Source organism: Pseudomonas sp. 67(2021), from assembly GCF_017491835.1.
GTDB classification, from domain to species: Bacteria; Pseudomonadota; Gammaproteobacteria; order Pseudomonadales; family Pseudomonadaceae; genus Aquipseudomonas; species Aquipseudomonas atacamensis.
The window spans coordinates 37,630-62,887 of the sequence record NZ_JAFGYL010000019.1 but is presented as its reverse complement, the minus strand read 5'-3'; the positions used below and the strand labels follow the sequence as shown (position 1 = coordinate 62,887).

25 protein-coding genes are annotated in these 25,258 nt (G+C 60.3%); 17 read left to right on the top strand and 8 right to left on the bottom strand.

Going from position 1 to position 25,258, the window contains the following annotated elements; all coding sequences use genetic code 11:
- The first annotated feature begins 61 nt into the window (after positions 1-61).
- Positions 62-1,108, top strand: coding sequence for a dihydroorotase (gene pyrC, locus J5M66_RS21255; protein ID WP_016773405.1), 1,047 nt, complete (start codon positions 62-64; stop codon positions 1,106-1,108).
- Complete coding sequence (gene rnt / locus J5M66_RS21250; RefSeq protein WP_207808407.1) at positions 1,105-1,782, top strand: ribonuclease T; 678 nt, start codon at positions 1,105-1,107, stop codon at positions 1,780-1,782. The genes pyrC and rnt overlap by 4 nt, the downstream gene beginning before the upstream one ends.
- A gap of 74 nt (positions 1,783-1,856) precedes the next feature.
- On the opposite strand, the gene J5M66_RS21245 is transcribed toward rnt, so the two are convergent.
- Positions 1,857-2,459: a peroxiredoxin gene (locus J5M66_RS21245; RefSeq protein WP_003227723.1), complete on the bottom strand. Its 603-nt coding sequence runs from the start codon at positions 2,457-2,459 to the stop codon at positions 1,857-1,859.
- A 312-nt stretch (positions 2,460-2,771) separates the two neighbouring features.
- On the opposite strand from J5M66_RS21245, the gene J5M66_RS21240 reads away from it, so the two are divergent.
- Both J5M66_RS21240 and bfr read left to right on the top strand, forming a co-directional pair.
- Complete coding sequence (locus J5M66_RS21240; protein WP_003227725.1) at positions 2,772-2,990, top strand: bacterioferritin-associated ferredoxin; 219 nt, start codon at positions 2,772-2,774, stop codon at positions 2,988-2,990.
- 200 nt (positions 2,991-3,190) lie between these two features.
- Positions 3,191-3,664 carry a bacterioferritin gene (bfr, locus tag J5M66_RS21235; RefSeq protein WP_016773403.1) on the top strand — a complete coding sequence of 158 codons (474 nt, stop codon included), beginning with the start codon at positions 3,191-3,193 and terminating at the stop codon, positions 3,662-3,664.
- A 201-nt stretch (positions 3,665-3,865) separates the two neighbouring features.
- Here bfr and grxD read toward each other — a convergent pair whose 3' ends face one another.
- The 3 genes from grxD to J5M66_RS21220 all read right to left on the bottom strand — a co-directional run bounded on the left by grxD (position 3,866) and on the right by J5M66_RS21220 (position 6,836).
- A complete protein-coding gene (gene grxD, locus J5M66_RS21230; protein ID WP_016773402.1) occupies positions 3,866-4,207 on the bottom strand; it encodes a Grx4 family monothiol glutaredoxin in 342 nt (113 codons plus the stop codon).
- 97 nt (positions 4,208-4,304) lie between these two features.
- The gene (locus J5M66_RS21225; protein ID WP_206421630.1) at positions 4,305-6,410 is read right to left on the bottom strand and encodes a molybdopterin oxidoreductase family protein; all 2,106 of its coding nucleotides are present in this window, start codon (positions 6,408-6,410) and stop codon (positions 4,305-4,307) included.
- Positions 6,411-6,545: 135 nt separating this feature from the next.
- Positions 6,546-6,836 carry a hypothetical protein gene (locus J5M66_RS21220; protein WP_016773401.1) on the bottom strand — a complete coding sequence of 97 codons (291 nt, stop codon included), beginning with the start codon at positions 6,834-6,836 and terminating at the stop codon, positions 6,546-6,548.
- 405 nt (positions 6,837-7,241) lie between these two features.
- Between J5M66_RS21220 and argF the strand changes: the two genes are divergently transcribed.
- Together argF and J5M66_RS21210 are read left to right on the top strand one after the other, a co-directional pair.
- The gene (gene argF / locus J5M66_RS21215) at positions 7,242-8,162 is read left to right on the top strand and encodes an ornithine carbamoyltransferase (RefSeq protein WP_024014160.1); all 921 of its coding nucleotides are present in this window, start codon (positions 7,242-7,244) and stop codon (positions 8,160-8,162) included.
- On the top strand, positions 8,159-9,268 hold the full coding sequence (locus J5M66_RS21210; protein ID WP_016773399.1) for an ABC transporter ATP-binding protein: 1,110 nt from the start codon (positions 8,159-8,161) through the stop codon (positions 9,266-9,268). Before argF ends, J5M66_RS21210 begins: the two co-directional genes overlap by 4 nt.
- Before the next feature lie 121 nt (positions 9,269-9,389).
- On the opposite strand, the gene J5M66_RS21205 is transcribed toward J5M66_RS21210, so the two are convergent.
- Complete coding sequence (locus tag J5M66_RS21205; protein ID WP_016773398.1) at positions 9,390-10,172, bottom strand: PhzF family phenazine biosynthesis protein; 783 nt, start codon at positions 10,170-10,172, stop codon at positions 9,390-9,392.
- Positions 10,173-10,271: 99 nt separating this feature from the next.
- Positions 10,272-10,742 carry a Cys-tRNA(Pro) deacylase gene (gene ybaK, locus J5M66_RS21200; RefSeq protein WP_123443739.1) on the bottom strand — a complete coding sequence of 157 codons (471 nt, stop codon included), beginning with the start codon at positions 10,740-10,742 and terminating at the stop codon, positions 10,272-10,274.
- 350 nt (positions 10,743-11,092) lie between these two features.
- Between ybaK and J5M66_RS21195 the strand changes: the two genes are divergently transcribed.
- The 11 genes from J5M66_RS21195 (at position 11,093) to J5M66_RS21145 (ending at position 23,620) form a co-directional block, all read left to right on the top strand.
- Positions 11,093-11,944, top strand: a complete 852-nt coding sequence (locus J5M66_RS21195; protein ID WP_207808409.1) for an MIP/aquaporin family protein — start codon at positions 11,093-11,095, stop codon at positions 11,942-11,944.
- A gap of 77 nt (positions 11,945-12,021) precedes the next feature.
- Complete coding sequence (gene glpK / locus J5M66_RS21190) at positions 12,022-13,524, top strand: glycerol kinase GlpK (RefSeq protein ID WP_042607375.1); 1,503 nt, start codon at positions 12,022-12,024, stop codon at positions 13,522-13,524.
- A gap of 95 nt (positions 13,525-13,619) precedes the next feature.
- A complete protein-coding gene (locus J5M66_RS21185) occupies positions 13,620-14,375 on the top strand; it encodes a DeoR/GlpR family transcriptional regulator (protein ID WP_095181782.1) in 756 nt (251 codons plus the stop codon).
- A 298-nt stretch (positions 14,376-14,673) separates the two neighbouring features.
- Positions 14,674-16,209, top strand: coding sequence for a glycerol-3-phosphate dehydrogenase (gene glpD, locus J5M66_RS21180; protein ID WP_206421628.1), 1,536 nt, complete (start codon positions 14,674-14,676; stop codon positions 16,207-16,209).
- 357 nt (positions 16,210-16,566) lie between these two features.
- Positions 16,567-17,481, top strand: a complete 915-nt coding sequence (locus tag J5M66_RS21175; protein ID WP_095181779.1) for a glutamate/aspartate ABC transporter substrate-binding protein — start codon at positions 16,567-16,569, stop codon at positions 17,479-17,481.
- Between the two features lie 200 nt (positions 17,482-17,681).
- A complete protein-coding gene (locus J5M66_RS21170) occupies positions 17,682-18,428 on the top strand; it encodes an amino acid ABC transporter permease (RefSeq protein WP_056790046.1) in 747 nt (248 codons plus the stop codon).
- Positions 18,428-19,099 (top strand): ABC transporter permease subunit, encoded by a 672-nt coding sequence (locus tag J5M66_RS21165; protein ID WP_016773391.1) that lies wholly within the window; start codon positions 18,428-18,430, stop codon positions 19,097-19,099. The genes J5M66_RS21170 and J5M66_RS21165 overlap by 1 nt, the downstream gene beginning before the upstream one ends.
- A complete protein-coding gene (locus J5M66_RS21160; RefSeq protein WP_016773390.1) occupies positions 19,096-19,830 on the top strand; it encodes an amino acid ABC transporter ATP-binding protein in 735 nt (244 codons plus the stop codon). Before J5M66_RS21165 ends, J5M66_RS21160 begins: the two co-directional genes overlap by 4 nt.
- A 228-nt stretch (positions 19,831-20,058) precedes the next feature.
- On the top strand, positions 20,059-21,960 hold the full coding sequence (locus J5M66_RS21155) for an ATP-binding protein (protein WP_056790048.1): 1,902 nt from the start codon (positions 20,059-20,061) through the stop codon (positions 21,958-21,960).
- The gene (locus tag J5M66_RS21150; protein ID WP_024014166.1) at positions 21,957-23,282 is read left to right on the top strand and encodes a sigma-54 dependent transcriptional regulator; all 1,326 of its coding nucleotides are present in this window, start codon (positions 21,957-21,959) and stop codon (positions 23,280-23,282) included. The genes J5M66_RS21155 and J5M66_RS21150 overlap by 4 nt, the downstream gene beginning before the upstream one ends.
- An 8-nt stretch (positions 23,283-23,290) precedes the next feature.
- The gene (locus J5M66_RS21145; RefSeq protein WP_177342732.1) at positions 23,291-23,620 is read left to right on the top strand and encodes a GlpM family protein; all 330 of its coding nucleotides are present in this window, start codon (positions 23,291-23,293) and stop codon (positions 23,618-23,620) included.
- Positions 23,621-23,638: 18 nt separating this feature from the next.
- Here the strand turns inward: J5M66_RS21145 and J5M66_RS21140 are convergent, their stop codons facing one another.
- Together J5M66_RS21140 and J5M66_RS21135 are read right to left on the bottom strand one after the other, a co-directional pair.
- A complete protein-coding gene (locus J5M66_RS21140; RefSeq protein ID WP_123443743.1) occupies positions 23,639-24,547 on the bottom strand; it encodes a hypothetical protein in 909 nt (302 codons plus the stop codon).
- Positions 24,544-25,239, bottom strand: a complete 696-nt coding sequence (locus J5M66_RS21135) for a hypothetical protein (RefSeq protein WP_024014168.1) — start codon at positions 25,237-25,239, stop codon at positions 24,544-24,546. The genes J5M66_RS21140 and J5M66_RS21135 overlap by 4 nt, the downstream gene beginning before the upstream one ends.
- Positions 25,240-25,258: the final 19 nt, after the last annotated feature.

Below are 25,258 nucleotides of genomic sequence, written 5' to 3'. Positions count from 1 at the left end.
GTGCCTGCAAGAGTCTTTTCCGGTAGCATTCGCCTCAGTTTGACCCGCCTGGAATCCCCTCATGTCCGACCGCCTGACCCTGCTGCGTCCCGACGACTGGCACATTCATCTTCGCGATGGTGCCGTGTTGACCAATACCGTTGCCGATGTGGCCCGCACCTTCGGGCGCGCGATCATCATGCCGAACCTGGTACCGCCGGTGCGCAACGCCGCTGAAGCCGACGGCTATCGTCAGCGCATTCTCGCTGCCCGCCCGGCCGGCAGTCAGTTCGAGCCGTTGATGGTGCTGTACCTCACCGACCGCACCCAACCGGAAGAAATTCGTCAGGCCAAGGCCAGCGGTTTCGTCTACGCCGCCAAGCTGTACCCGGCCGGCGCGACCACCAACTCCGATTCCGGCGTGACCAGCATCGACAAGATCTTCCCGGCGCTGGAAGCCATGGCCGAAGTCGGCATGCCGCTGTTGATCCACGGTGAAGTCACCCGTGGCGACGTCGATGTATTCGACCGCGAAAAGATTTTCATCGACGAGCACATGCGCCGCGTGGTCGAGCGTTTCCCGACGCTGAAAGTGGTGTTCGAACACATCACCACCGGCGACGCCGTGCAGTTCGTCAACGAGGCTTCGGCCAACGTTGGCGCGACCATCACCGCGCATCACCTGCTGTACAACCGCAACCACATGCTGGTCGGCGGGATTCGGCCGCACTTCTACTGCTTGCCGATTCTCAAGCGCAATACCCATCAGGAAGCCTTGCTCGACGCCGCCACCAGTGGCAGCGCCAAGTTCTTCCTCGGCACCGACTCGGCGCCCCACGCCCAGCACGCCAAGGAAGCCGCCTGCGGTTGTGCCGGTTGCTACACCGCTTACGCCGCCATCGAGATGTATGCCGAAGCGTTCGAACAGCGTAACGCGCTGGACAAGCTCGAAGCCTTCGCCAGCCTCAACGGCCCGCGTTTCTACGGCCTGCCGGCAAATACCGATCGCATCACCCTGGTCCGTGAAGAATGGACCGCCCCGACCAGCCTGCCATTTGGCGAGCTGACCGTTATCCCGCTGCGCGCCGGTGAAAAACTGCGCTGGCGCCTGCTGGAGGAACACGCGTGAGTGAAGACAATTTCGACGATGAACTGGACGGTCAAGGTGGCGGCGGCGGTTCCCATCATCCGATGGCAGCGCGCTTTCGCGGCTACCTGCCGGTTGTCGTCGACGTAGAAACCGGTGGCTTCAACGCAGCCACCGATGCCTTGCTGGAGATTGCCGCGACCACCATCGCCATGGATGAAAAGGGTTTCGTCTACCCGGATCACACCTACTTCTTCCGCGTCGAGCCATTCGAAGGCGCCAACGTTGAAGCGGCAGCGCTGGAGTTCACCGGTATCAAGCTCGATCACCCGCTGCGCATGGCCGTCAGCGAAGAAACCGCGCTGACCGACATCTTCCGTGGCATCCGCAAGGCGCTCAAAGCCAACGGCTGCAAGCGGGCGATTCTGGTCGGGCACAACAGCAGTTTCGACCTGGGCTTCCTCAACGCAGCAGTTGCGCGCCTGGACATGAAGCGCAACCCGTTCCACCCGTTCTCCAGTTTCGACACCGCGACCCTGGCGGGTCTGGCGTATGGTCAGACCGTGCTGGCGAAAGCCTGTCAGGCGGCCGGCATCGATTTCGACGGTCGTGAAGCGCACTCGGCGCGTTACGACACCGAAAAGACCGCTGAGCTGTTCTGCGGCATCGTCAATCGCTGGAAGCAGATGGGCGGCTGGGAAGACTTCGACGACTGATCGTCGGCGAGCAAATCCCGCGCATGAAAAAACCGGCCACGTGGGCCGGTTTTTTTGTACCTCGACGTTGCGCCTTACAGGGCCGCAGCGTTCTCGGTCAGGTAAGCCGCAACGCCTTCCGGCGAAGCGTTCATGCCTTTGTCGCCTTTCTTCCAGTTGGCCGGGCAGACTTCGCCGTGCTCTTCGTGGAATTGCAGCGCGTCGACCAGACGGATCAGCTCTTCCATGTTACGGCCCAGCGGCAGGTCGTTGATGATCTGCGAGCGAACCACGCCTTTGTCGTCGATCAGGAACGCGCCACGGAAAGCCACGCCGCCTTCGGATTCAACGTCGTATGCCTTGGCGATGTCGTGCTTCATGTCGGCAGCCATGGTGTATTTCACCTGACCGATGCCGCCATTGTTCACTGGAGTGTTGCGCCAGGCGTTGTGAGTGAAGTGCGAGTCGATCGACACAGCGATCACTTCAACGTTGCGCGCCTTGAAGTCAGCCATGCGGTTGTCCAAAGCGATCAGCTCGGACGGGCAGACGAAGGTGAAGTCCAGCGGGTAGAAGAACACCAGGCCGTATTTGCCTTTGATGGCCGAGGACAGGGTGAAGCTGTCAACGATCTCGCCATTGCCGAGTACGGCCGGGACGGTGAAGTCTGGGGCTTGTTTGCCTACGAGTACGCTCATTGATATCTCCTGGTGTAGAAACTTGAAGTTCAGGGTCCGGGCCAGCCTGTCCCCCTCAGGCGACAGCCCTGTGACACGAACCCTCTTCGCAAGGGACGACCATCATACACTGCGTGTTTGGCCTGTCCGTAACGGATTTTCCCTGTTCGGTTATCCACTGCGTATTCATGGGGTCAGACGCGCATTTGGAAAATACCGTTCGTCAGTCGCCGGGAAATTGGCTGCGAAGCGTTCCGAAAGCACTTTGACAATCATTCTCGTTAACATTAAGATCCATCGCAATTGAGTCACAACCAGCGACGGTTCTTACTTATGTATGTTTGCCTCTGCACTGGCGTCACCGACGGACAGATCCGCGAAGCGATCTATGAAGGTTGCTGCAGCTACAAAGAAGTTCGCCAGGCCACCGGCGTCGCCAGCCAGTGTGGCAAATGCGCCTGCCTTGCCAAGGAAGTGGTGCGCGAAACCCTGACCAAGCTGCAAACCGCCCAGGCCGCGATCCCTTACCCGGTAGAATTTACTGCTGCGTAAATGCCCCATTTCAAAGAACCGGACTAGATGTCCGGTTTTTTTATGCCTGAAAATCAATTGCTTAGCGTCCAGACGCGGAACACAAACATTCTTATTCCGATTAATTTTCATTTATTATTCAATAGCTTAGGTTTGACACTTATAACTGCCAAGCTCAAACTCCGCCTTATATACGGTTAATACAGGGCAGGACTCCGATCATGAAAGGCGACATTACAGTCATCCAGCATCTCAACAAGATCCTCGCCAATGAGCTGGTCGCGATCAATCAGTACTTCCTGCATGCGCGCATGTATGAAGATTGGGGTCTGAATAAGCTCGGCAAGCACGAATACCACGAATCCATCGACGAGATGAAACACGCGGACAAGCTGATCAAGCGCATCCTGTTCCTTGAAGGCCTGCCGAACGTTCAGGACTTGGGTAAGCTGCACATCGGCGAGCACACCCGCGAGATGCTCGAATGCGACCTGCGCATCGAAAAGACCGGCCACGCCGATCTGAAAGCCGCCATCGCCCATTGCGAAACCGTTGGCGACTTCGGCAGCCGTGAACTGCTCGAAGACATTCTCGAGTCGGAAGAAGAACACATCGACTGGCTGGAAACCCAGCTCGGCCTGATCGACAAGATCGGCCTGGAAAACTATCTGCAGTCGCAGATGGGCGAAGAGTAGGAGCTGTCGAGTGAAACGAGGCTGCGATCTTTATCGATTTCAGCCTTGATACTCAGTCAACTCGTATAACCAACAAAAAGCCCCGCCCTCTTTCGAGGTGCGGGGCTTTTTGTTGGCCGAAGATCAAAAGATCGCAGCCTCGTTTCACTCGACAGCTCCTACAGGAGACGCGTCGTCGGGCGAAACTATATGAAAGTAGAATCAGGCTTCGGACTTGTTCGCCGCTGCCGCTTCCACAGCCGCCTTGATGGTGCTTTGCAGCGAACCGTCTGCAGCCATCTCGGTCATGATGTCACTGCCGCCGACCAGCTCACCGCCGACCCACAGTTGCGGGAAAGTCGGCCAGTTGGCGTATTTTGGCAGGTTGGCGCGGATTTCCGGGTTCTGCAGGATGTCCACGTACGCGAACTTTTCACCACAGGCCATCACGGCTTGCGCAGCTTTTGCGGAGAAGCCGCACTGCGGGGCATTCGGCGAGCCTTTCATGTAAAGCAGAATGGTGTTGTTGGCAATCTGCTCTTTAATCGTTTCGATGATATCCATGGAGCACCTCGGCTGAACTTTCCGACTCAGAGGTCGGCACGGTGGCGCATTGTAACGGAATCCCGAGCGCCATGCTCGGTCTCCCCGACAGACCCACTCAGGCCGCCGCCACGGTCACCGGCACACCGTTCAACGCCGCGTTGCCCGACAGTTCGTCGAGCTGGCACTCATCGGTCAGGTCGTTGGCGCTCGATCCCGGCTGGCCGCTGGCGATCGCCATCTGCACGCCCGGGCGCGCATGGCCCCAGCCGTGCGGCAGGCTGACCACGCCTTTCATCATGTCGAGACTGGCGAGCACTTCCACCTCGATCTGCCCGACCCGCGAACTCACCCGAACCCGTTGCCCATCAGCCAGACCACGGCTGGCCAGGTCATCCGGGTGCATCAGCAACTGATGCCGTGGCTTGCCTTTCACCAGCCGATGAAAATTGTGCATCCACGAATTGTTGCTGCGTACATGGCGGCGACCGATCATCAACAATTCATCGGCTGCCGGCGCCTGCAACGCGGCAAAGCGTGCGAGGTCGGCGAGAATTTCCGGCGGTGCAGCCTGGATACGCTGATTCGGCGTTTTCAGACGTGACGCCAGATTCGGCTTCAGCGCCCCCAGATCAATACCGTGCGGATGATCGAACAGCGTCGCCAGCGACAGCTTGTGCTCGGACGCATCGCCGTAGCGGCCCATGCGCAGGCCCATGTCGATCATCTTCGCCGGCGGCATCGTCGGTTTCAGTTCTTTACCGGTTTTCTCGGCGAAGGCCTTGGCCAGCCCGACGAAGATCTCCCAATCATGCAAAGCCCCCTCGGGCTTGCCGAGGATGGCGCGATTGAAGCGGGTGACGTTACGCACCGCGAACAGATTGAACGTGGTGTCGTAGTGATCGTTTTCCAGCGCCGAGGTCGACGGCAGGATCAGATCGGCATAGCGCGTGGTTTCGTTGATGTACAGGTCGATGCTGAGCATGAAGTCGAGGCCGTCCAGCGCCTGCTCCAGCTGCCGGCCGTTGGGTGTCGACAACACCGGGTTGCCGGCCACAGTGATCAGCGCGCGGATCTGCCCCTCGCCCTCCGTGAGCATCTCTTCGGCCAGTGCCGAGACCGGCAACTCGCCGCCGTATTCAGGACGCCCGGAAACCCGGCTCTGCCATTTGTTGAAATGCCCGCCCGAGGTCGACGCCACCAGATCCACCGCCGGTTCGGTGCACAGTGCACCGCCAACGCGGTCGAGGTTGCCGGTGACCAGATTGATCAACTGCACCACCCAATGACAGAGGGTGCCGAAGGCCTGGGTCGAGACGCCCATGCGCCCGTAGCAGACCGCACTCGGTGCGGCAGCGAAGTCGCGCGCCAGTTGGCGAATCTGCTCGGCCGGCACTGCGCAGAGCGGGCTCATCGCTTCGGCGCTAAACGCAGCCACGGCGTTGCGCACCTCGTCGAGGCCATCGACCGGCAAATGGCTGTCGCGGGTCAGGCCTTCGCTGAACAGCGTATTGAGCATGCCGAACAACAGCGCCGCATCGCCGCCCGGGCGGACGAACACGTGCTGATCAGCCATCGCTGCGGTTTCGCTGCGGCGCGGATCGACTACCACCACTTTGCCGCCGCGCGCCTGAATCGCCTTCAGGCGCTTCTCGACGTCCGGCACGGTCATGATGCTGCCGTTGGACGCCAGCGGATTGCCGCCGAGGATCAGCATGAAATCGGTGTGATCGATGTCCGGAATCGGTAACAGCAAACCGTGGCCATACATCAGATAGCTGCTGAGGTGGTGCGGCAGTTGATCGACCGACGTTGCCGAGTAGCGATTGCGGGTTTTCAGCAACCCCAGGAAGTAATTGCTGTGGGTCATCAGGCCGTAGTTGTGCACGCTCGGATTGCCCTGATACACCGCAACGGCGTTCTGCCCGTGACGTTCCTGAATCGCCGCGAGTTTCTCGGCCACCAGCGCAAACGCCTCGTCCCACTCGATCGGCAGCCATTCGCTGCCGACGCGGCGCATCGGCTGACGCAGGCGATCGGGATCGTTCTGGATATCTTGCAGGGCCACGGCTTTCGGGCAGATATGGCCGCGGCTGAAAGTGTCGAGGGCATCACCCTTGATCGAGGTGATCGCGACGTTGCCATCGGTTTCCGTGGTTTCGATGGTCAGGCCGCAAATGGCTTCGCACAGGTGGCATGCACGGTGGTGAAGAGTCTTGGTCATGGCCAGTCTCTGTCTTGTTCGGGAGCAGGCAATCACGCCCGCGGGAACAAAACTATGGCCCGTGCGCAGAGACGGCGCCAGCGACGTTCGTCTTGTGAATCGACGGTTATCAGGACAGCCGATAAATCGCCGCGATCAGTTCGGCGGCAACTGCGGCGGTGCCGCCAGCTGGATTTCCTGAATGGTTTCGATCTGCTCATGGGCGACGTGCACGCCGGTGAGCTCGCCGATCAATCGCCAGTGCTCATCGAGCCCGGCGCTGATGGTGGCCATGCGATCGATCATGTGCCGACCGGCGGATTTGACCACTTCGTCGTCACTGCGCAGCAACTCGAAAGACATCGAGGTGACGGACGCGGTGAGATGGGTCAGGGAGCGAGCCGTGTGGCCCAGCAGTTCCATTAACAGTTGTTCTTTCGATTCCATGCGGAGGCTTCCTGCGTCGCTCGAAACTTATTTATAACCCAGCACTTTGCTTTAGCAAATGTTTCAGTCTGAACATCCGACCAAGCGAATCGGTGGCGCCGCGTTCGTAAACCGACCAGGACCGCTGCGTTGCCATCGCGGCGCATTGCCAAGCCCGGCGGCGCCAGTGTACAAAGAGGCTCACCGCTGTACTGAATCCGGCTTCAACATGCGTGATCGAAATGCTCGGTCCGCGCTCCGAATCCCGTTGAAAAAGTACCCTATTGGAAAAACGCGACATTTAGTGTCAATATCGCGCCTTCCCCTATTTCGTCGCCCCGTGCGGCTTACGCCGCAGGTCTCGCCCGTTGTTCCGTTAAACAAGGCTTTGAGCATCTGCGGTCTGTAGCAAAAAGGTAGTCAATGATGAGCGCAAGGCACTTTCTCTCCCTGATGGATTGCACGCCCGAAGAGCTGGTCAGCGTGATCCGTCGAGGCGTTGAGCTCAAGGACCTGCGTAACCGCGGCGTACTGTTCGAGCCTCTGAAAAACCGCGTGCTGGGGATGATTTTTGAAAAATCCTCGACCCGGACCCGGATCTCCTTCGAGGCCGGCATGATCCAGCTCGGCGGCCAGGCAATCTTCCTGTCCCCGCGCGATACCCAACTGGGCCGTGGCGAGCCCATCAGCGATTGCGCCATCGTCATGTCGAGCATGCTCGATGCGGTGATGATCCGTACCTTCGCCCATAGCACCCTGACCGAATTCGCCGCCAACTCGCGGGTGCCGGTAATCAACGGCCTGTCCGATGATCTGCACCCGTGCCAGTTGCTCGCCGACATGCAGACCTTCCTCGAACACCGTGGCTCGATCCAGGGCAAGACCGTGGCCTGGATCGGTGACGGCAACAACATGTGCAACAGCTATATAGAAGCGGCGATCCAGTTCGACTTCCAATTGCGCGTTGCCTGCCCGGAAGGCTACGAGCCGAACCCGGAGTTCGTCGCCCAGGCTGGTGATCGCGTGACCATCGTCCGCGATCCGCAAGACGCCGTGCGTGGCGCGCATCTGGTCAGCACCGACGTCTGGACTTCGATGGGTCAGGAAGAGGAAACTGCCAAGCGCCTCAAGCTGTTCGCGCCGTTTCAGGTCAACCGTGCCCTGCTCGACCTCGCTGCCGAGGACGTGCTGTTCATGCACTGCCTGCCGGCGCACCGTGGCGAAGAAATCAGTCTCGACCTGCTCGATGACCCGCGCTCAGTCGCCTGGGATCAGGCAGAAAACCGTCTCCACGCACAGAAGGCCCTGCTCGAGTTCCTCGTCGAACCGGCATATCACCACGCATGAGCCATGAATTACTGCTGAACCTGCGCAACCTCGCTTGCGGCTACCAAGATCAACGCGTGGTGCAGAACCTCAATCTGCACCTCAACGCCGGCGACATCGGCTGCCTGCTCGGCTCGTCCGGCTGCGGCAAGACCACCACCCTGCGCGCCATCGCCGGTTTCGAACCGGTGCATGAAGGCGAAATCACCCTCGGTGGCGAAACCCTCTCCAGCGCCGGTTTCACCCTGGCGCCGGAGAAACGCCGGATCGGCATGGTGTTTCAGGATTACGCGCTGTTCCCGCACCTGAGCGTGGCCGACAACATCGCCTTCGGCATCCGCAAGCACCCGAACAAGGCGCGCGTGGTCGAAGAATTGCTGGAACTGGTCAATCTGAAAAACCTCGGCAAGCGCTTTCCGCACGAGCTGTCCGGCGGTCAGCAACAGCGTGTCGCCCTCGCCCGCGCCCTGGCGCCGGAACCGCAGTTGCTGCTGCTCGACGAGCCGTTCTCCAACCTCGATGGCGAGTTGCGCCGCAAGCTCAGCCATGAGGTGCGCGACATTCTCAAGGCCCGTGGCACCAGTGCGATTCTGGTCACCCACGATCAGGAAGAAGCCTTTGCCGTCAGCGATCACGTTGGTGTGTTCAAGGAAGGTCGGCTGGAACAGTGGGACACGCCCTACAACCTCTATCACGAACCGGCGACGCCATATGTCGCCAGTTTCATCGGTCAGGGCTATTTCATTCGCGGCCAGCTCGTCACCCCGGAATCGGTGCAGACCGAGCTGGGTGAACTGCGCGGCAACCGTGCTTACACCTGGCCGATTGGCGGCGCGGTGGATGTGCTGTTGCGTCCGGATGACATTGTTTACGCGCCGGACAGCGCGTTGCAGGCGCAGATTGTCGGCAAGACATTTCTCGGCGCGGCGACCTTGTATCGCCTGCAACTGCCGACCGGCGCGCAGCTGGAATCGATCTTCCCCAGCCATGCCGATCATCTGGTTGGCGCGCAGGTCGGGATTCGCGTAGCGGCGGATCACCTGGTGCTGTTCCAGGCTTCGGGGAGCACTGCGGCACAGATTCCGGCGGTGGAAAACGGCGTCCGTCGATTCAGCACCAGCCTCTGATCTGCACTGGATAAAAAATTGTGGGAGCGAGCCTGCTCGCGAATGCGGTGTTTCAGTCGCCGAAGATGTTGACTGAAACACCGCATTCGCGAGCAGGCTCGCTCCCACAGTTGGTATTGCCTCAGCCTAAAAACAGGGTACCGCTGGCCACCAGCGTCGCATTGCCGCCAATCTTCACCCGCTCACCTTCCAGCCGACAGAACAACTCCCCGCCCCGCGCCGAGCGCTGGCACGCGGTCAGGTTCGATTTGCCCAGACGTTTGGCCCAGTACGGAATCAGGCTGCAATGGGTCGAGCCGGTCACCGGGTCTTCATTGATACCGATGGCCGGGGCGAAATAGCGCGAGACGAAGTCATGCTGGTTGCCACGCGCGGTGACAATTGCGCCCAGCCATGGCAGTTTCGCCAGCGCCGCCATGTCCGGTTGGCAGTCGAGCACGGCCTGTTCCGAGTCCAGCACCACGAACAGCTCGTTGGAGCCGAGCACATCAACCGCCTCGACACCGAGCGCCCGCTCGACGTCCAGCGTCACGCCGATTTCCGACGGCACGATGGTCGGGAAATCCAGCCACAAGCGGTCGCCTTCACGGCTGACACTCAAAGGGCCGGACTTGCAGGTGAAGTCGATGCGCTCGGCGCTTTCCTGATAAATTTCGAACAGCACAAATGCGCTGGCCAGGGTCGCATGCCCGCACAGCGGCACTTCGGTGGTCGGGGTGAACCAGCGGATATGCCAGGCCTGACCTTCGCGCACCAGAAACGCAGTCTCCGCCAAGTTGTGTTCGGCGGCGATCTTCTGCATCAAGTCATCGGCCAGCCAGCTGTCGAGCCGATAGACCATCGCCGGGTTGCCACTGAACGGCCGATCACTGAACGCGTCGACCTGATGAAACGCAAGCTGCATGATTTTCTCCCTGAATTGGTCGACCGAGCATGCAACGGCGGGCCGGATCAGTGCCAGTGACAGAAGCGCAATTTTTTCTTCATACAGCCGGCGCGACTATTACGCCCGGCCGATATCGGCGAACTGCGCCTGGGTGTGCTCGGCCAGCACCGCAGGCGCCAGCTCCACTTCCAGTCCTCGCCGCCCGGCGCTCACATAGATAGTCGCAAACTCCTGAGCGGAATTGTCGATGAAGGTGCGCAGGCGTTTCTTCTGCCCGAGCGGGCTGATGCCGCCCAACAGGTAGCCGGTTGAACGTTGCGCGGCAGCCGGGTCAGCCATTTCGGCTTTCTTCACTCCAGCGGCATGGGCCAGGCCCTTGAGGTCGAGCGTTCCGACGACCGGCACCACTGCCACCAGCAGTTCGCCTTTTTCAGTGGCGGCCAGCAAGGTTTTGAACACTTGCGCTGGTTCGAGCCCGAGCTTCTCCGCTGCCTCCAGCCCGTAGGACGCGGCCTTCGGATCATGTTCGTAACTGTGCACGCGATGTTCGGCACGAACTTTTTTCAACAAGTCCAACGCTGGTGTCATGGCAGCTCCGGGTTCGGCAGTCTTTGAAAAACCTGCGGCCGATTCTAGGTCATCGTTGGGCAAAAGGCTCTATTCCAAGCCGCGAATCCCGTGGCTTCGCGCTGCATTCAAGCTGTTCGCGGCGCTGGTCATTCACGCGGCGAATAGTTTTATTGTGACCGACGGTTCACTTTCGACCTTTGACAGGTTTGTTTCTTGTCTATATTTTTTCGAATCTGAATAATGTAAGAATCATGCTCCGCGCAGTACCCAGCAGTAACCCGGGAACCGAATGGGGATTCCGACCCGGTGAAGATCGCGCCCTGCTCCGTTGGCAAGGCGCTACACAAGAAAAAGAACCGAGGTTTTCAATGACAGCTGCTTTACCGCAACCATCGCTTTCCGGCCAATGCATGGCCGAATTCCTGGGCACCGCCCTTCTGATCTTCTTCGGCACCGGTTGTGTCGCCGCGCTCAAAGTCGCGAGCGCCAGCTTCGGCCTGTGGGAAATCAGCATCATCTGGGGCGTCGGCGTGAGCATGGCGATCTACCTCACCGCCGGGGTTTCCGGCGCGCACCTGAACCCGGCCGTGAGCATCGCTCTGGCAATCTTCGCTGACTTCGAAAAGCGCAAACTGCCGTTCTACATCCTTTCGCAAATTGCCGGCGCCTTCTGCGGCGCGTTGCTGGTCTACACGCTCTACAGCAATCTGTTCTTCGATTACGAACAAACCCACCAGATGGTTCGTGGCTCGGCCGCCAGCCTGGAATTGGCCTCCGTGTTCTCCACCTACCCGAACCCGGTGCTGTCGACGGCGCAGGCATTTCTGGTCGAGATGATCATCACCGCGATCCTGATGGGCGTGATCATGGCCCTGACCGATGACAACAACGGCCTGCCACGCGGCCCGATGGCGCCGCTGCTGATCGGTTTGCTGATTGCCGTGATCGGCAGTGCGATGGGTCCGCTGACCGGTTTCGCGATGAACCCTGCGCGTGACTTCGGTCCGAAACTGATGACTTTCTTTACCGGTTGGGGTGAAATTTCCTTCACTGGCGGCCGAGATATTCCGTATTTCCTGATTCCGATTTTTGCACCGATTGTCGGTGCCTGCCTCGGCGCTGCTGGGTATCGCGGGCTCATCGCCCGTCACCTGACCGGCGCCACACCTGCTACAAAGGATGCAGAACCGGCCATTGACGGCAAACCAAGAACTTCTTGAAACAGTCGGCGCCGGCTCCTGCCCATCCGAGCCGGCGCCACGGCCCACTCTCGTTTTTTTCGTCCAAGGCAATCGACATGACCGACATTCAGAACAAGAACTACATCATTGCCCTTGATCAGGGTACGACCAGTTCGCGCGCGATCATCTTCGACCGCGACGCGAACGTGGTCTGCACCGCGCAGCGCGAATTCGTTCAGCATTACCCGCAAGCCGGTTGGGTCGAGCATGACCCGATGGAAATTTTTGCCACCCAGAGCGCGGTGATGGTTGAGGCGCTGGCCCAGGCCGGCCTGCATCACGACCAGGTCGCCGCCATCGGTATCACCAATCAGCGTGAAACCACCGTGGTCTGGGACAAGACCACCGGCCGTCCGGTCTATAACGCAATCGTCTGGCAGTGCCGCCGCAGCACCGAGATCTGCCAGCAGCTCAAGCGCGATGGTCATGAAGACTACATCCGCGACACCACCGGCCTGGTCACCGACCCGTACTTCTCCGGCACCAAACTGAAGTGGATCCTCGACAACGTCGAAGGCAGCCGCGAGCGTGCGCGCAACGGCGAGCTGCTGTTCGGCACCGTCGATAGCTGGCTGATCTGGAAATTCACCGGCGGCAAGGTGCACGTCACCGACTACACCAACGCCTCGCGCACCATGCTCTTCAACATTCACTCGCTGGAGTGGGATTCGAAGATGCTGGAGATCCTCGACATCCCGCGCGAGATGCTCCCGGAAGTCAAAGCTTCCTCGGAAATCTACGGCCGCACCAAGAGCGGCATCGCCATCGGCGGTATCGCCGGCGACCAGCAGGCAGCACTGTTCGGCCAGATGTGCGTGGAGCCTGGCCAAGCGAAAAACACCTACGGCACCGGTTGCTTCCTGCTGATGAACACCGGCGACAAAGCGGTGAAATCCCAGCACGGCATGCTTACCACCATCGCCTGCGGCCCGCGCGGCGAAGTGGCTTATGCTCTGGAAGGCGCCGTGTTCAACGGCGGTTCGACCGTGCAATGGCTGCGCGATGAACTGAAAATCGTCAACGACGCCCACGACACCGAATACTTTGCCAACAAGGTCAAGGACAGCAACGGCGTGTATCTGGTGCCGGCGTTTACCGGCCTTGGCGCACCGTACTGGGACCCGTATGCCCGTGGCGCGCTGTTCGGCCTGACGCGCGGCGTACGCGTCGATCACATCATCCGCGCCGCACTGGAATCGATCGCCTACCAGACCCGCGACGTACTCGACGCCATGCAACAGGACTCCGGCGAACGCCTCAAGGCCCTGCGTGTGGACGGCGGCGCGGTGGCGAACAACTTCCTCATGCAGTTCCAGGCCGACATCCTCGGCACTCAGGTGGAGCGCCCGCAAATGCGCGAAACCACCGCACTCGGCGCTGCCTATCTGGCCGGCCTGGCCTGCGGCTTCTGGGGCAGCCTGGAAGAACTGCGCGGCAAAGCAGTGATCGAGCGCGAGTTCGAACCGAGCCTGGACGAAGTCGAGAAAGAGAAACTCTACAAAGGCTGGAAAAAAGCCGTCAGCCGCACCCGTGACTGGGCGCGCGAGGACGCTGAATAAGCCAGCCTTGAGTTACACATAGGCATCTAACTGGTCGGGAGCGGATTCCTGCGGCATCATGGGCAAATTTTGCTTGGCAGCCCAAAGGAAGCCCCATGAATCTGCCTCCCCGTCAGCAGCAAATCCTCGAGCTGGTCCGCGAACGCGGCTATGTCAGCATCGAGGAGATGGCCACACTGTTCGTTGTCACCCCGCAAACCATCCGCCGCGACATCAATCAGCTCGCGGAAGCCAATCTGCTGCGTCGCTACCACGGTGGCGCCGCGTACGATTCCAGTGTCGAAAACACCGCGTATGCGATGCGCGCCGATCAGATGCGCGACGAAAAGCAACGCATCGGCGAAGCCATCGCCGCACAGATCCCCGATCACGCCTCGCTGTTCATCAATATCGGTACCACCACCGAATCGATCGCCCGCGCCCTGCTCAATCACAGTCACCTGAAAATCATCACCAACAACCTGCACGTCGCCTCGATGCTCAGCGCCAAGGATGATTTCGATGTGCTGCTGACCGGCGGCAATGTAAGGCGGGACGGCGGTGTGGTCGGTCAGGCGAGTGTGGATTTCATCAATCAGTTCAAGGTCGATTTCGCCTTGGTCGGGATCAGCGGCATCGATGAGGACGGCAGCCTGCTCGACTTCGATTATCAGGAAGTTCGCGTTTCCCAAGCGATCATTGCCAATGCGCGGCAGGTGATTCTGGCGGCGGACTCGAGCAAGTTCGGGCGTAACGCGATGATTCGACTGGGGCCGATCAGCCTGATCGATTGCCTGGTCACCGATCAGCAGCCGGTACCGGCGCTGACGCAGTTGTTGAGTCAGCACAAGATTCGCTTGGAAGTCGTCTAGTTGCTTGTTCCCACGCTCCGCGTGGGAATGCCGCCCGGGACGCTCTGCGTCCCCTTTCAAAAGCCGACGCAGAGCGTCGGTGAATGCATTCCCACGCAGAGCATGGGAACGATCGGTTAACGCCCTCCGCGCCCCTCGCGCGCACTTCGTGTTCGAAAATTTTCCTTTCTCTGCCCTTCGATGAGTTTTTTCAATCGAACGCGACTGGCTGCGCGCGTGTTTATGGGCTACCATTTTCGCAAATGAACATTAATGTTCGATTTCCAAGACATAAAACCAAAAGAACCGAGGCCAGCCGATGTCCACCTCTACCTTGCGTACGCCCCCTCTCTCCGAGATCTATGACGTTGCCGTGATTGGCGGCGGGATCAACGGCGTAGGGATCGCAGCGGATGCCGCCGGTCGCGGTCTTTCGGTGTTCCTTTGCGAAAAAGACGACCTGGCCAGCCACACCTCGTCGGCCAGCAGCAAGCTGATCCACGGTGGCCTGCGCTATCTGGAGCATTACGAATTCCGTCTGGTGCGCGAAGCGCTGGCTGAGCGTGAAGTGCTGCTGGCGAAAGCGCCGCACATCGTCAAACCGATGCGTTTCGTCCTGCCACACCGCCCGCACCTGCGGCCGGCGTGGATGATTCGTGCCGGCCTGTTCCTTTATGACAACCTCGGCAAGCGCGAAAAACTGCCGGGTTCGAAAAGCCTGAAGTTCGGCGCCGACAGCGCGCTGAAAAGCGAAATCAAGAAAGGCTTCGAATACTCCGACTGCTGGGTCGATGACGCCCGCCTCGTGGTCCTGAACGCCATGGCCGCCCGCGAAAAAGGCGCCCACGTGCACACCCAGACCCGCTGTGTCAGTGCCCGCCGCACCAAAGGTTTGTGGCATCTGCATCTGGAGCGCGCCGACGGCAGCCTGTTTTCGATCACCGCCAAAGCCCTGGTCAACGCCGCCGGTCCGTGGGTGGCGAAGTTCATTCGTGACGACCTGAAGATGGAATCGCCGTACGGCATTCGCCTGATCCAGGGCAGCCACATCATCGTGCCGAAACTGTATGAAGGCGAACATGCGCACATTCTGCAAAACGAAGATCAACGCATCGTTTTCACCATTCCGTACCTGAACCACTTCACCCTGATCGGCACCACCGACCGCGAGTACACCGGCGACCCGGGGAAAGTGGCGATCACCGAGGGCGAAACCGATTACGTGCTGAAAGTGGTCAACGCCCACTTCAAGAAGCAGCTGAGCCGCGAAGACATTGTGCACAGCTACTCGGGCGTTCGCCCGCTGTGCAACGACGAATCCGACAACCCGTCGGCAGTGACCCGCGATTACACCTTGGCGCTGTCGGGCAGTACCGAAGAAGCGCCGCTGCTGTCGGTGTTCGGCGGCAAGCTGACTACCTATCGCAAACTTGCCGAGTCGGCGATGGCGCAATTGATGCCGTTCTTCACCCAGATGCGCCCGAGCTGGACCGCGACCGCCACCCTGCCCGGCGGCGAAGACATGACCACGCCAGAGGCGCTGAGCGCGCGAATTCGCGACAAATTCGATTTCGTCCCGACTGAAATCGCCCGGCGCTGGGCCGTCACCTACGGCAGCCGCACCTGGCGCATGCTCGAAGGCGTAGAAAGCCTGGCCGACATGGGCGAACACATCGGCGGCGGGCTCTACACCCGCGAAGTCGATTATTTGTGCAGCGAAGAGTGGGCGACCACGGCGCACGACATCCTGTGGCGCCGTACCAAGCTAGGCTTGTTCACCACAGCGGAGGAGCAGCAGAAGCTCGCGACGTATCTGGGCAAGGTTGAGCAGAATCGGAAGATCGAAGCGGCTTGATCTCACCGTTCAAATGAAAGCCCCTGAATCGAGAGATTCAGGGGCTTTTTTGTACCTTCGGCAATACCCTGTCCATTGTGAAAGTGAGCCTGCAAGGAATTCATTCGGTTTTCCGAACGCGACTCCACAGTCGATTCGGTTAACCGGATCTCATCTTCAACAAATTACCGCCATAAAACTTTAATAACGTTATAAAACAACCGCTTAACTGACTTCGACTGCTCTGGCACGAGTCATGCTCTACACTCTCTCGACGAATGCCTGCTGTGCCGACACTTCAGGAGCCGTCAGGCATTCGAAGCACAAAAAGGGCCGACAAACTGGCTCCATAAAAAAAACAATGTCGAGGAAAATTTGATGCGCATCGTTCCCCATATCCTGGGCGCAGCCATTGCTGCCGCTCTGATCAGCACGCCAGTTTTCGCCGCCGAGCTCACCGGCACCCTGAAGAAAATCAAAGAGTCCGGTGTCATCACCCTGGGCCACCGTGACGCCTCCATTCCGTTCTCCTACATCGCTGATGCGTCCGGCAAGCCGGTTGGCTACTCGCACGATATCCAGCTGAAGATCGTCGAAGCGATCAAGAAAGACCTCGACCTGCCGAACCTGCAAGTCAAATACAACCTCGTTACCTCGCAGACCCGTATCCCGCTGGTGCAGAACGGCACCGTGGACGTCGAGTGCGGTTCGACCACCAACAACGTCGAGCGTCAGCAGCAGGTCGACTTCTCCGTCGGCATCTTCGAAATCGGTACCCGTCTGCTGTCCAAGAAAGACTCCAAGTACAAGGATTTCGACGATCTGAAAGGCAAGAACGTCGTGACCACCGCCGGTACCACTTCCGAGCGCATCCTCAAGGCGATGAACGCCGACAAGCAGATGGGCATGAACGTCATCTCCGCCAAAGACCACGGCGAGTCCTTCCAGATGCTGGAATCGGGCCGGGCCGTTGCCTTCATGATGGACGACGCGCTGCTGGCCGGCGAAGCCGCCAAGGCCAAGAAAGCCGCCGATTGGGAAGTGACCGGCACGCCACAGTCGTATGAAATCTACGGCTGCATGATGCGCAAAGGCGACGAGCCGTTCAAAAAGGCTGTGGATGACGCGATCAAGGCCACCTACGCTTCGGGCGAAATCAACAAGATCTACGAGAAGTGGTTCATGCAGCCGATTCCGCCAAAAGGCCTGAACCTGAACTTCCCGATGAGCGACGAGCTCAAGACCCTGATCGCCAATCCGACCGACAAAGCGGCTGACGACAAGAAGTCCTGATTTTCTGACTAACCTTATCCCCTGAGGAGGCGCCTGCCTTTTCAGGGGATGGTCACTCCCTGCTGGCATTTTTCTGGAAACACTCGAACCGGTGGCTGTCGAGCCGATCGCGTGTGCCCGGTCTTTGAAAAAAGACTGGGGAGGGAACGGAGTTCCCCAGGCGGGCACTTGTACATCGATCGAATCGAGGGGAGACCCTAATGAATTACAACTGGGACTGGGGCGTGTTCTTCAAGTCCACCGGCGTGGGCAGCGAGACCTATCTCGACTGGTTCATCTCCGGTCTGGGCTGGACCATCGCCATCGCCGTCGTGGCGTGGATCATCGCCCTGCTGCTCGGCTCGCTGCTGGGCATCATGCGCACCGTGCCGAACCGCATCGTATCGGGCATCGCGACCTGCTACGTCGAGCTGTTCCGTAACGTGCCGCTGCTGGTGCAGCTGTTCATCTGGTACTTCCTGGTGCCCGATCTGCTGCCGCCGGATCTGCAGGAGTGGTACAAGCAGGACCTCAACCCGACTACTTCGGCCTACCTGAGCGTTGTCGTCTGCCTCGGTCTGTTCACCGCCGCCCGTGTCTGCGAGCAAGTGCGCACCGGTATCCAGGCACTGCCTCGGGGTCAGGAATCCGCCGCCCGCGCGATGGGTTTCAAGCTGCCGCAGATCTACTGGAACGTGCTGCTGCCCCAGGCCTACCGGATCATCATTCCACCGCTCACCTCGGAATTCCTCAACGTATTCAAGAACTCCTCCGTGGCGTCCCTGATCGGTTTGATGGAATTGCTGGCGCAGACCAAACAGACCGCCGAGTTCTCGGCCAACCTGTTCGAAGCGTTCACCCTGGCAACGCTGATCTATTTCACCCTCAACATGAGCCTGATGCTGCTGATGCGCCTGGTCGAGAAGAAAGTCGCGGTGCCCGGCCTGATCTCCGTGGGGGGTAAATAATGGAATTCGATTTCAGTGGCATCGTCCCGGCCATTCCCGGTTTGTGGAACGGCATGGTGATGACCCTCAAACTGATGGCCATGGGCGTGATCGGCGGGATGATTCTCGGCACGATCCTCGCGCTGTGCCGTCTGTCGCACAACAAGCTGCTGTCGAGCATCGCTGGCGCCTACGTCAACTATTTCCGCTCGATTCCGCTGCTGCTGGTGATCACCTGGTTCTACCTGGCAGTGCCGTTCGTGCTGCGCTGGATCACCGGTGAAGACACGCCGATCGGTGCGTTCACCTCGTGCGTCGTGGCGTTCATGATGTTCGAAGCGGCGTACTTCTGCGAAATCGTCCGGGCCGGTGTGCAGTCGATTTCCAAGGGCCAGATGGGTGCCGCGCAAGCGCTGGGCATGAACTACGGACAGATGATGCGCCTGATCATCCTGCCGCAGGCGTTCCGCAAGATGACCCCGCTGCTGCTGCAGCAGAGCATCATCCTGTTCCAGGACACCTCGCTGGTCTACACCGTGGGCCTGGTGGACTTCCTCAACGCCTCGCGCGCCAGCGGCGACATCATCGGCCGCTCCAATGAGTTCCTGATTTTCGCCGGTCTCGTGTACTTCATCATCAGCTTCGCCGCCTCGCGGTTGGTCAAGCGTCTGCAAAAAAGGTTCGCCGTATGATCTCTATCAAAAACATCAACAAGTGGTATGGGGACTTCCAGGTGCTGACTGATTGCAGCACCGAGGTCAAGAAAGGCGAAGTGATCGTGGTCTGCGGCCCGTCGGGTTCAGGCAAGTCGACGCTGATCAAGTGCGTCAACGCCCTGGAACCGTTCCAGAAAGGCGACGTTGTGGTTGACGGCACGTCGATCGCCGATCCGAAAACCAACCTGCCGAAACTGCGTTCGCGCGTGGGCATGGTGTTCCAGCATTTCGAGCTGTTCCCGCACCTGACCATCACCGAAAACCTGACCATCGCGCAGATCAAGGTGCTTGGCCGCAGCAAGGAAGAGGCGACCAAAAAGGGTCTGCAACTGCTCGAGCGCGTAGGTTTGTCGGCGCACGCCCACAAGCATCCGGGGCAACTGTCCGGCGGTCAGCAACAGCGTGTGGCGATTGCCCGTGCGCTGGCGATGGACCCGATCGTCATGCTGTTCGACGAACCGACCTCGGCGCTCGACCCGGAAATGGTCAATGAAGTGCTCGACGTCATGGTGCAGCTGGCCCACGAAGGCATGACCATGATGTGCGTGACCCACGAAATGGGCTTCGCCCGTAAAGTGGCGGACCGGGTGATCTTCATGGACCAGGGCAAGATCATCGAAGACTGCCCGAAAGAGGAATTCTTCGGCGACATCAGCGCCCGCTCCGAACGCGCGCAGCACTTCCTCGAGAAAATCCTGCAGCACTAAAAGCAACACACCCGCACCCTGTCTGTGGGGTGCGGGCAGCCTGACAATGAGATCCCCTGTGGCGAGGGGATTTATCCCCGTCCGGCTGCGCAGCAGTCGTAAAACCTGTGCATGCGGTCTTTCAGTTAAACCGCAGTGATGGTTTTGGGGCCGCTTCGCGGCCCAACGGGGATAAATCCCCTCGCCACAGGCACAAACAAGTGTTGTGGTTGACCCAAGGCATCTGTGATGAAATGCGACCCCACTCTTTATCGCGCTGCAGAGCCATCACTTGCCGTGAAGCCCCGTCTGATCCGTCATCTGTTCCTGCCGCCACTGATCATCGCCCTGATGGTCGGGCTGGGTTTTATCGGCTTCTGGACCAGTGAACACTTCGGCATCCGCAGCCTCGGCGAGAACGGCCAGCGTCAGCTGGAACTGCACGCCCGCGCGGTCGAAAGCGAGATCAGCAAATACACCTACCTGCCCAGCCTGCTGGAACTCGAAACCAGTGTGCCGCAGTTGCTGGCCGACCCGACCCCGGAGCACCGGCAGACGGTCAACGATTACCTCGAAGGCCTGAACCGCCGCAGCCGCAGCCGGGCCATCTACGTGATGGACACCACCGGCCGGGTCATGGCCACCAGCAACTGGCGCGATGTCGACAGTTATCTGGGTGAAGACTTGTCCTTCCGCGCCTATTTCAAGGACGCCGTGCGCGGCCAGCCCGGGCGCTTCTATGGCATCGGCAGCACCAATGGTGAACCCGGTTACTACCTTGCCCACGGCCTCGAAGAGCACGGCAAGATCATCGGTGTCGCGGTGGTCAAGGTGCGTCTGGAAGCCATGGAAGAGCGTTGGCAACGGGCGCGTCTGGAAGCGTTCGTCAGCGATGAGAACGGCATCATCATTCTCTCCAGCGATCCCGCCAGGCGGCTGAAATCGGTAATTCCGCTGAGCGACGAGGTCAAGGAAAAACTCGCCCGCAGCCTGCAGTACTACTGGTTTCCACTCAACGAACTGCAACCGCTGGCCCGCGAGACACTGGCCGAAGGCGTGGAGAAACTGACCTTCCCGGCCAACAGCGAATTGCAGCCCGACGAAGACGACATCAGCTATCTGGCGCAAACCCGACTGCTGAGTGACACGCCGTGGAATTTCACCCTGCTCACGCCGCTGCAGGACCTGCGCCGCGAAGCGATCAATCAAGGCATTCTGGTGGCGGTAGCGTTCGCCCTGTTCGCCTTCCTGCTGATTGCCTGGAACGAGCGGCGCAAGGTCCTCGCCACCCGCCTCGCCGCCCGCGAAGCGTTGCAGGAAGCCAACAGCCAACTCGAACGTCGGATTACCGAACGCACCGCCGATCTGCGCGCCAGCAACGAACGCCTGAAGAGTCAGATCCGCGAGCGCCGCCAGGCCGAAGAGACGTTGCGCCGCGCTCAGGATGAACTGGTGCAGGCCGGCAAACTCGCCGCCATCGGCCAGATGTCGACCAGCATTGCCCATGAACTGAACCAGCCGCTGGCGGCGATGCGCACGCTGTCGGGCAACACCGTGCGCTTTCTCGAGCGCGGCCAGCTCGACGTCGCCAGCACCAACCTCAAGACCATCAACGACCTGATCGACCGCATGGGCCGGATCACCGCCAGCCTGCGTTCGTTTGCCCGGCGCGGCGACAACAAGGGTCAGGCCAGTCTCGGCAAAGCCGTCGACGCCGCCTTGCAAGTGCTCGGCGCGCGCGTGGAAAACACCGCGCTGCAGATTCACCGGCAGTTTGCCGATGTGCAGCTGCTGATCGATCAGACCCGCCTCGAACAGATCCTCGTCAACCTGATCGGCAACGCCCTCGACGCCATGCACGCGCAACCGCAGCCGCAGCTGTGGCTGGAGGGTGAAGAATTCAACGGCAAGTATCGCTTGCGGGTGCGTGACAATGGCCACGGCATCGACGCCGAAGCGCGCAAGCATCTGTTCGAACCGTTCTTCACCACCAAGCCCGGCGAGCAAGGCCTGGGACTGGGCCTGACCCTGTCCGCCAGCCTCGCCGCCGCCACCGGCGGGCACCTGGGCGTTGAACACCCGGCCGGCGGTGGCACTACTTTCGTCCTCAGTTTACCGTTGGTAAGCCCTCTTTCTGCCGAGCCAATATGAACCCTGAACTCAGTGTGCTGATTGTCGAAGATGACCCCCATGTGCTGCTCGGCTGCCAACAGGCGCTGACCCTCGAAGACATTCCGTGCATCGGCGTCGGCAGTGCCGAAGAAGCGCTAGCGCAGGTCGGCGACAACTTTGCCGGCATCGTCATCAGCGACATCCGCCTGCCGGGCATCGATGGCCTGGAATTGCTCACCCGCCTCAAGCAGCGTGATCGCAGCCTGCCGGTAGTGCTGATCACCGGCCACGGCGACATTTCCATGGCCGTCGGCGCGATGCAGAAAGGCGCTTACGATTTCATGGAAAAACCGTTCTCGCCGGAACGCCTGGTCGATGTCGCGCGACGGGCGCTGGAGCAACGCAGCCTCGCCCGCGAGGTTTCCTCGTTGCGTCGGCAACTGGCTGAACGCGACTCCCTTGAAGGGCGGATCATCGGCCGTTCACCAGCGATGCAGAATCTGCGCGAACTGATCGCCAACGTCGCCGACACTTCGGCCAACGTCTTGATCGAAGGCGAGACCGGCACCGGCAAGGAGCTGGTCGCCCGTTGCCTGCACGATTTCAGTCGGCGCCACAGCAAACAGTTCGTCGCGCTGAACTGCGGCGGCCTGCCGGAAAACCTTTTTGAAAGCGAGATCTTCGGCCACGAAGCCAACGCCTTCACCGGCGCCGGCAAACGCCGCATCGGCAAGATCGAGCATGCCGACGGCGGTACGCTGTTCCTCGACGAAGTGGAAAGCATGCCGCTGCCATTGCAGATCAAGTTGCTGCGCGTATTGCAGGAACGCACCCTCGAACGGCTCGGCTCGAACCAGAGTGTGGCGGTGGATTGCCGGGTGATTGCGGCGACCAAATCCGACCTCGATGAGTCAAGCAAGGCCGGCGAGTTTCGCAGCGACTTGTACTACCGCCTCAACGTCGTGACCCTGGAATTGCCACCGCTGCGCGAACGCCGCGAAGACATCCTGCAACTGTTCGAACACTTCACCCAGCAATCGGCGCTGCGCTTCGACCGCGCGCTGCCGGAGCTGGACAACCAGACCCTGTCGAACCTGATGAGCCACGACTGGCCGGGCAACGTGCGCGAACTGCGCAACGTCGCCGAACGCTTCGCCCTCGGCCTGCCGGCCTTCAAGAAGTCCGGGGCCAGCGCCGGCCAGGGTCTGGCGTTTGCCGAAGCGGTGGAAGCGTTCGAGCGCAATCTGCTGGTCGACGCCTTGCAACGCAGCGGCGGCAACCTGACCCAGGCCAGCCAGGAACTGGGCATGGCCAAGACCACGCTGTTCGACAAAGTCAAAAAGTACGGGCTGAGCCACTGATGGATCTGATTCTCAAAGCCGCGATCGGCGCGGCAGTGGTACTGATCCTCGCGGCACTGTCCAAGACCAGAAACTACTACATCGCCGGCCTGGTGCCGCTGTTCCCGACCTTTGCCCTGATTGCCCACTACATCGTCGGCAAAGGCCGCTCGGTCGACGATCTGAAGACCACGATCGTGTTCGGCATGTGGTCGATCATTCCCTACTTCGTGTATCTGGCGACGCTGTATGTGATGGTCGACCGCATGCGCTTGGAAGCATCGCTGGCCGTCGCGGCGGTGGCGTGGCTGATGGCGGCGACGGTATTGGTGAGCGTGTGGGTCAGGCTGCATGCCTGAACCCACGCGCATCTGCCTCTAGCGACCGTAGACTCGGGCCAGTTGCGCGGACGACAAGGCATCCTCGAACGGCACCGGCACTGACTTCACCGCACCGTAGAGATTGCGGTAGCGCCAGTAGTTGCCGTTCTGCGCCAGTTGATAACCGCGCTCGACCACGCGCTGGCCGTCGAGCACGTAACGCAGGGTTTCCTGCGCGGCGGGCGGTGGCGTCGGTTGCATCAGGTCGGCGCTCAACACGCGCATGGATTCATCAATGCATTCATCCAGCACGGCGGTGACCTTGGCCAGGTCGAGGGCGCCGTCGTCGATGCATTGCTTGCCGCAACGACGAATCGGCTGACTGGCCACTTCGATGCGCATGCGGTACAGCGGCAAGCCGGCGATATCCTGCAATTGCACCTGATTGACCAGCACAAAACTGCCGCGATCGGGCGTCAGCATCAGCTTCGGTTCGATCAGCAAGCGTGCCGTCACCGCACCTGCCCCCTGCTTGAATCCGGACACCTGCGACGCCGCCTGAAAACGCTGTTGCAAGCGCTCCTGCAACGGCACGCCAGCGAGCAGGTCGGCCAGCGGCCGCGATTCGTTCAGCGCGGCTTTTTCGGCATCGCGCTGTAACGTACCGGAACCCATTTGCGTGTTGATCAGGCTGGCCACCAGAATCCCCGCCAGCCCAGCGCCCGCGCCGGAGCTCGACACCAGTGTGTAGCTGGAATTGGCCGCGTTCACTGCCGCCTTGCTGTCGATCACCGTGCTGGCGCCGACGAATTCCGCCGGCAGTTGCACGTCGACCTTGAGCCCGTGAGCCTGCACATAGCTCATCGCCGCCTGATCCTTGAAACCGGCCTCGGGTGCCGGTTTCTGCGCACAGCCAGGCAACGCCAGCAGCGAGATCACCGCAATGGTCAGCGCCAGACGTTTCATTGCGCGAACGGGGCGATCATTTGCTGCCGGCTGTTATCCATCGCCTGATAAAACGCGTTGGACAGGTTGGTGTAGGACGGCTCGTCCCACTCGCCTTGCGCGGCTTGCACAGCGGCGAATGGCTGGTACCACAAGAGTTTGTTGTCCGACAGATCAATCACCATGCCCTGGCCGCCGACCTGGGCCATCGGCACGCTGGTGGGCACGATGCTGTAGTAGCTGCGGGTGGCACCGGTGGCATAAATCGACACCAGCAGCAGACGGTCGATGCCGTGGGCGGCTTTCATCGGCGACAGGTCCTTGGTCATGTAACCCTCGCGGAAATCGACTTCCTTGAAGGTCTTCAGATCGACCTTTTCATCAATGCGCTTGGCCTTGTAGCCCTTGGCCTGCAGCTTGGCGACGATGGCGTCGGGCAGGGTTTCCAGATCGCGCACTTGCCAGGTTTCGACGTTGGCGCTGAGCTTGCTGTTGACGCCGGCATTAATGGCGTAATCGAGGATGCCCTGATTGCCGGTCAGCGCCAGCACTGGCGACGGTACGACGGTAATGGCCACACCGATGGTCGGCTCTTTGGCATCCCAGAACTGTTTGTCCAGGGCCACGGGCGGTTGCACATGGGCGCAGCCGGTGAGAGTCAGTACGGCGAGCAGAGCCAGCGCGGCCCATTGACGTGTAGCGCGAAAAATCATGGATCAAGTCCCTATGTCT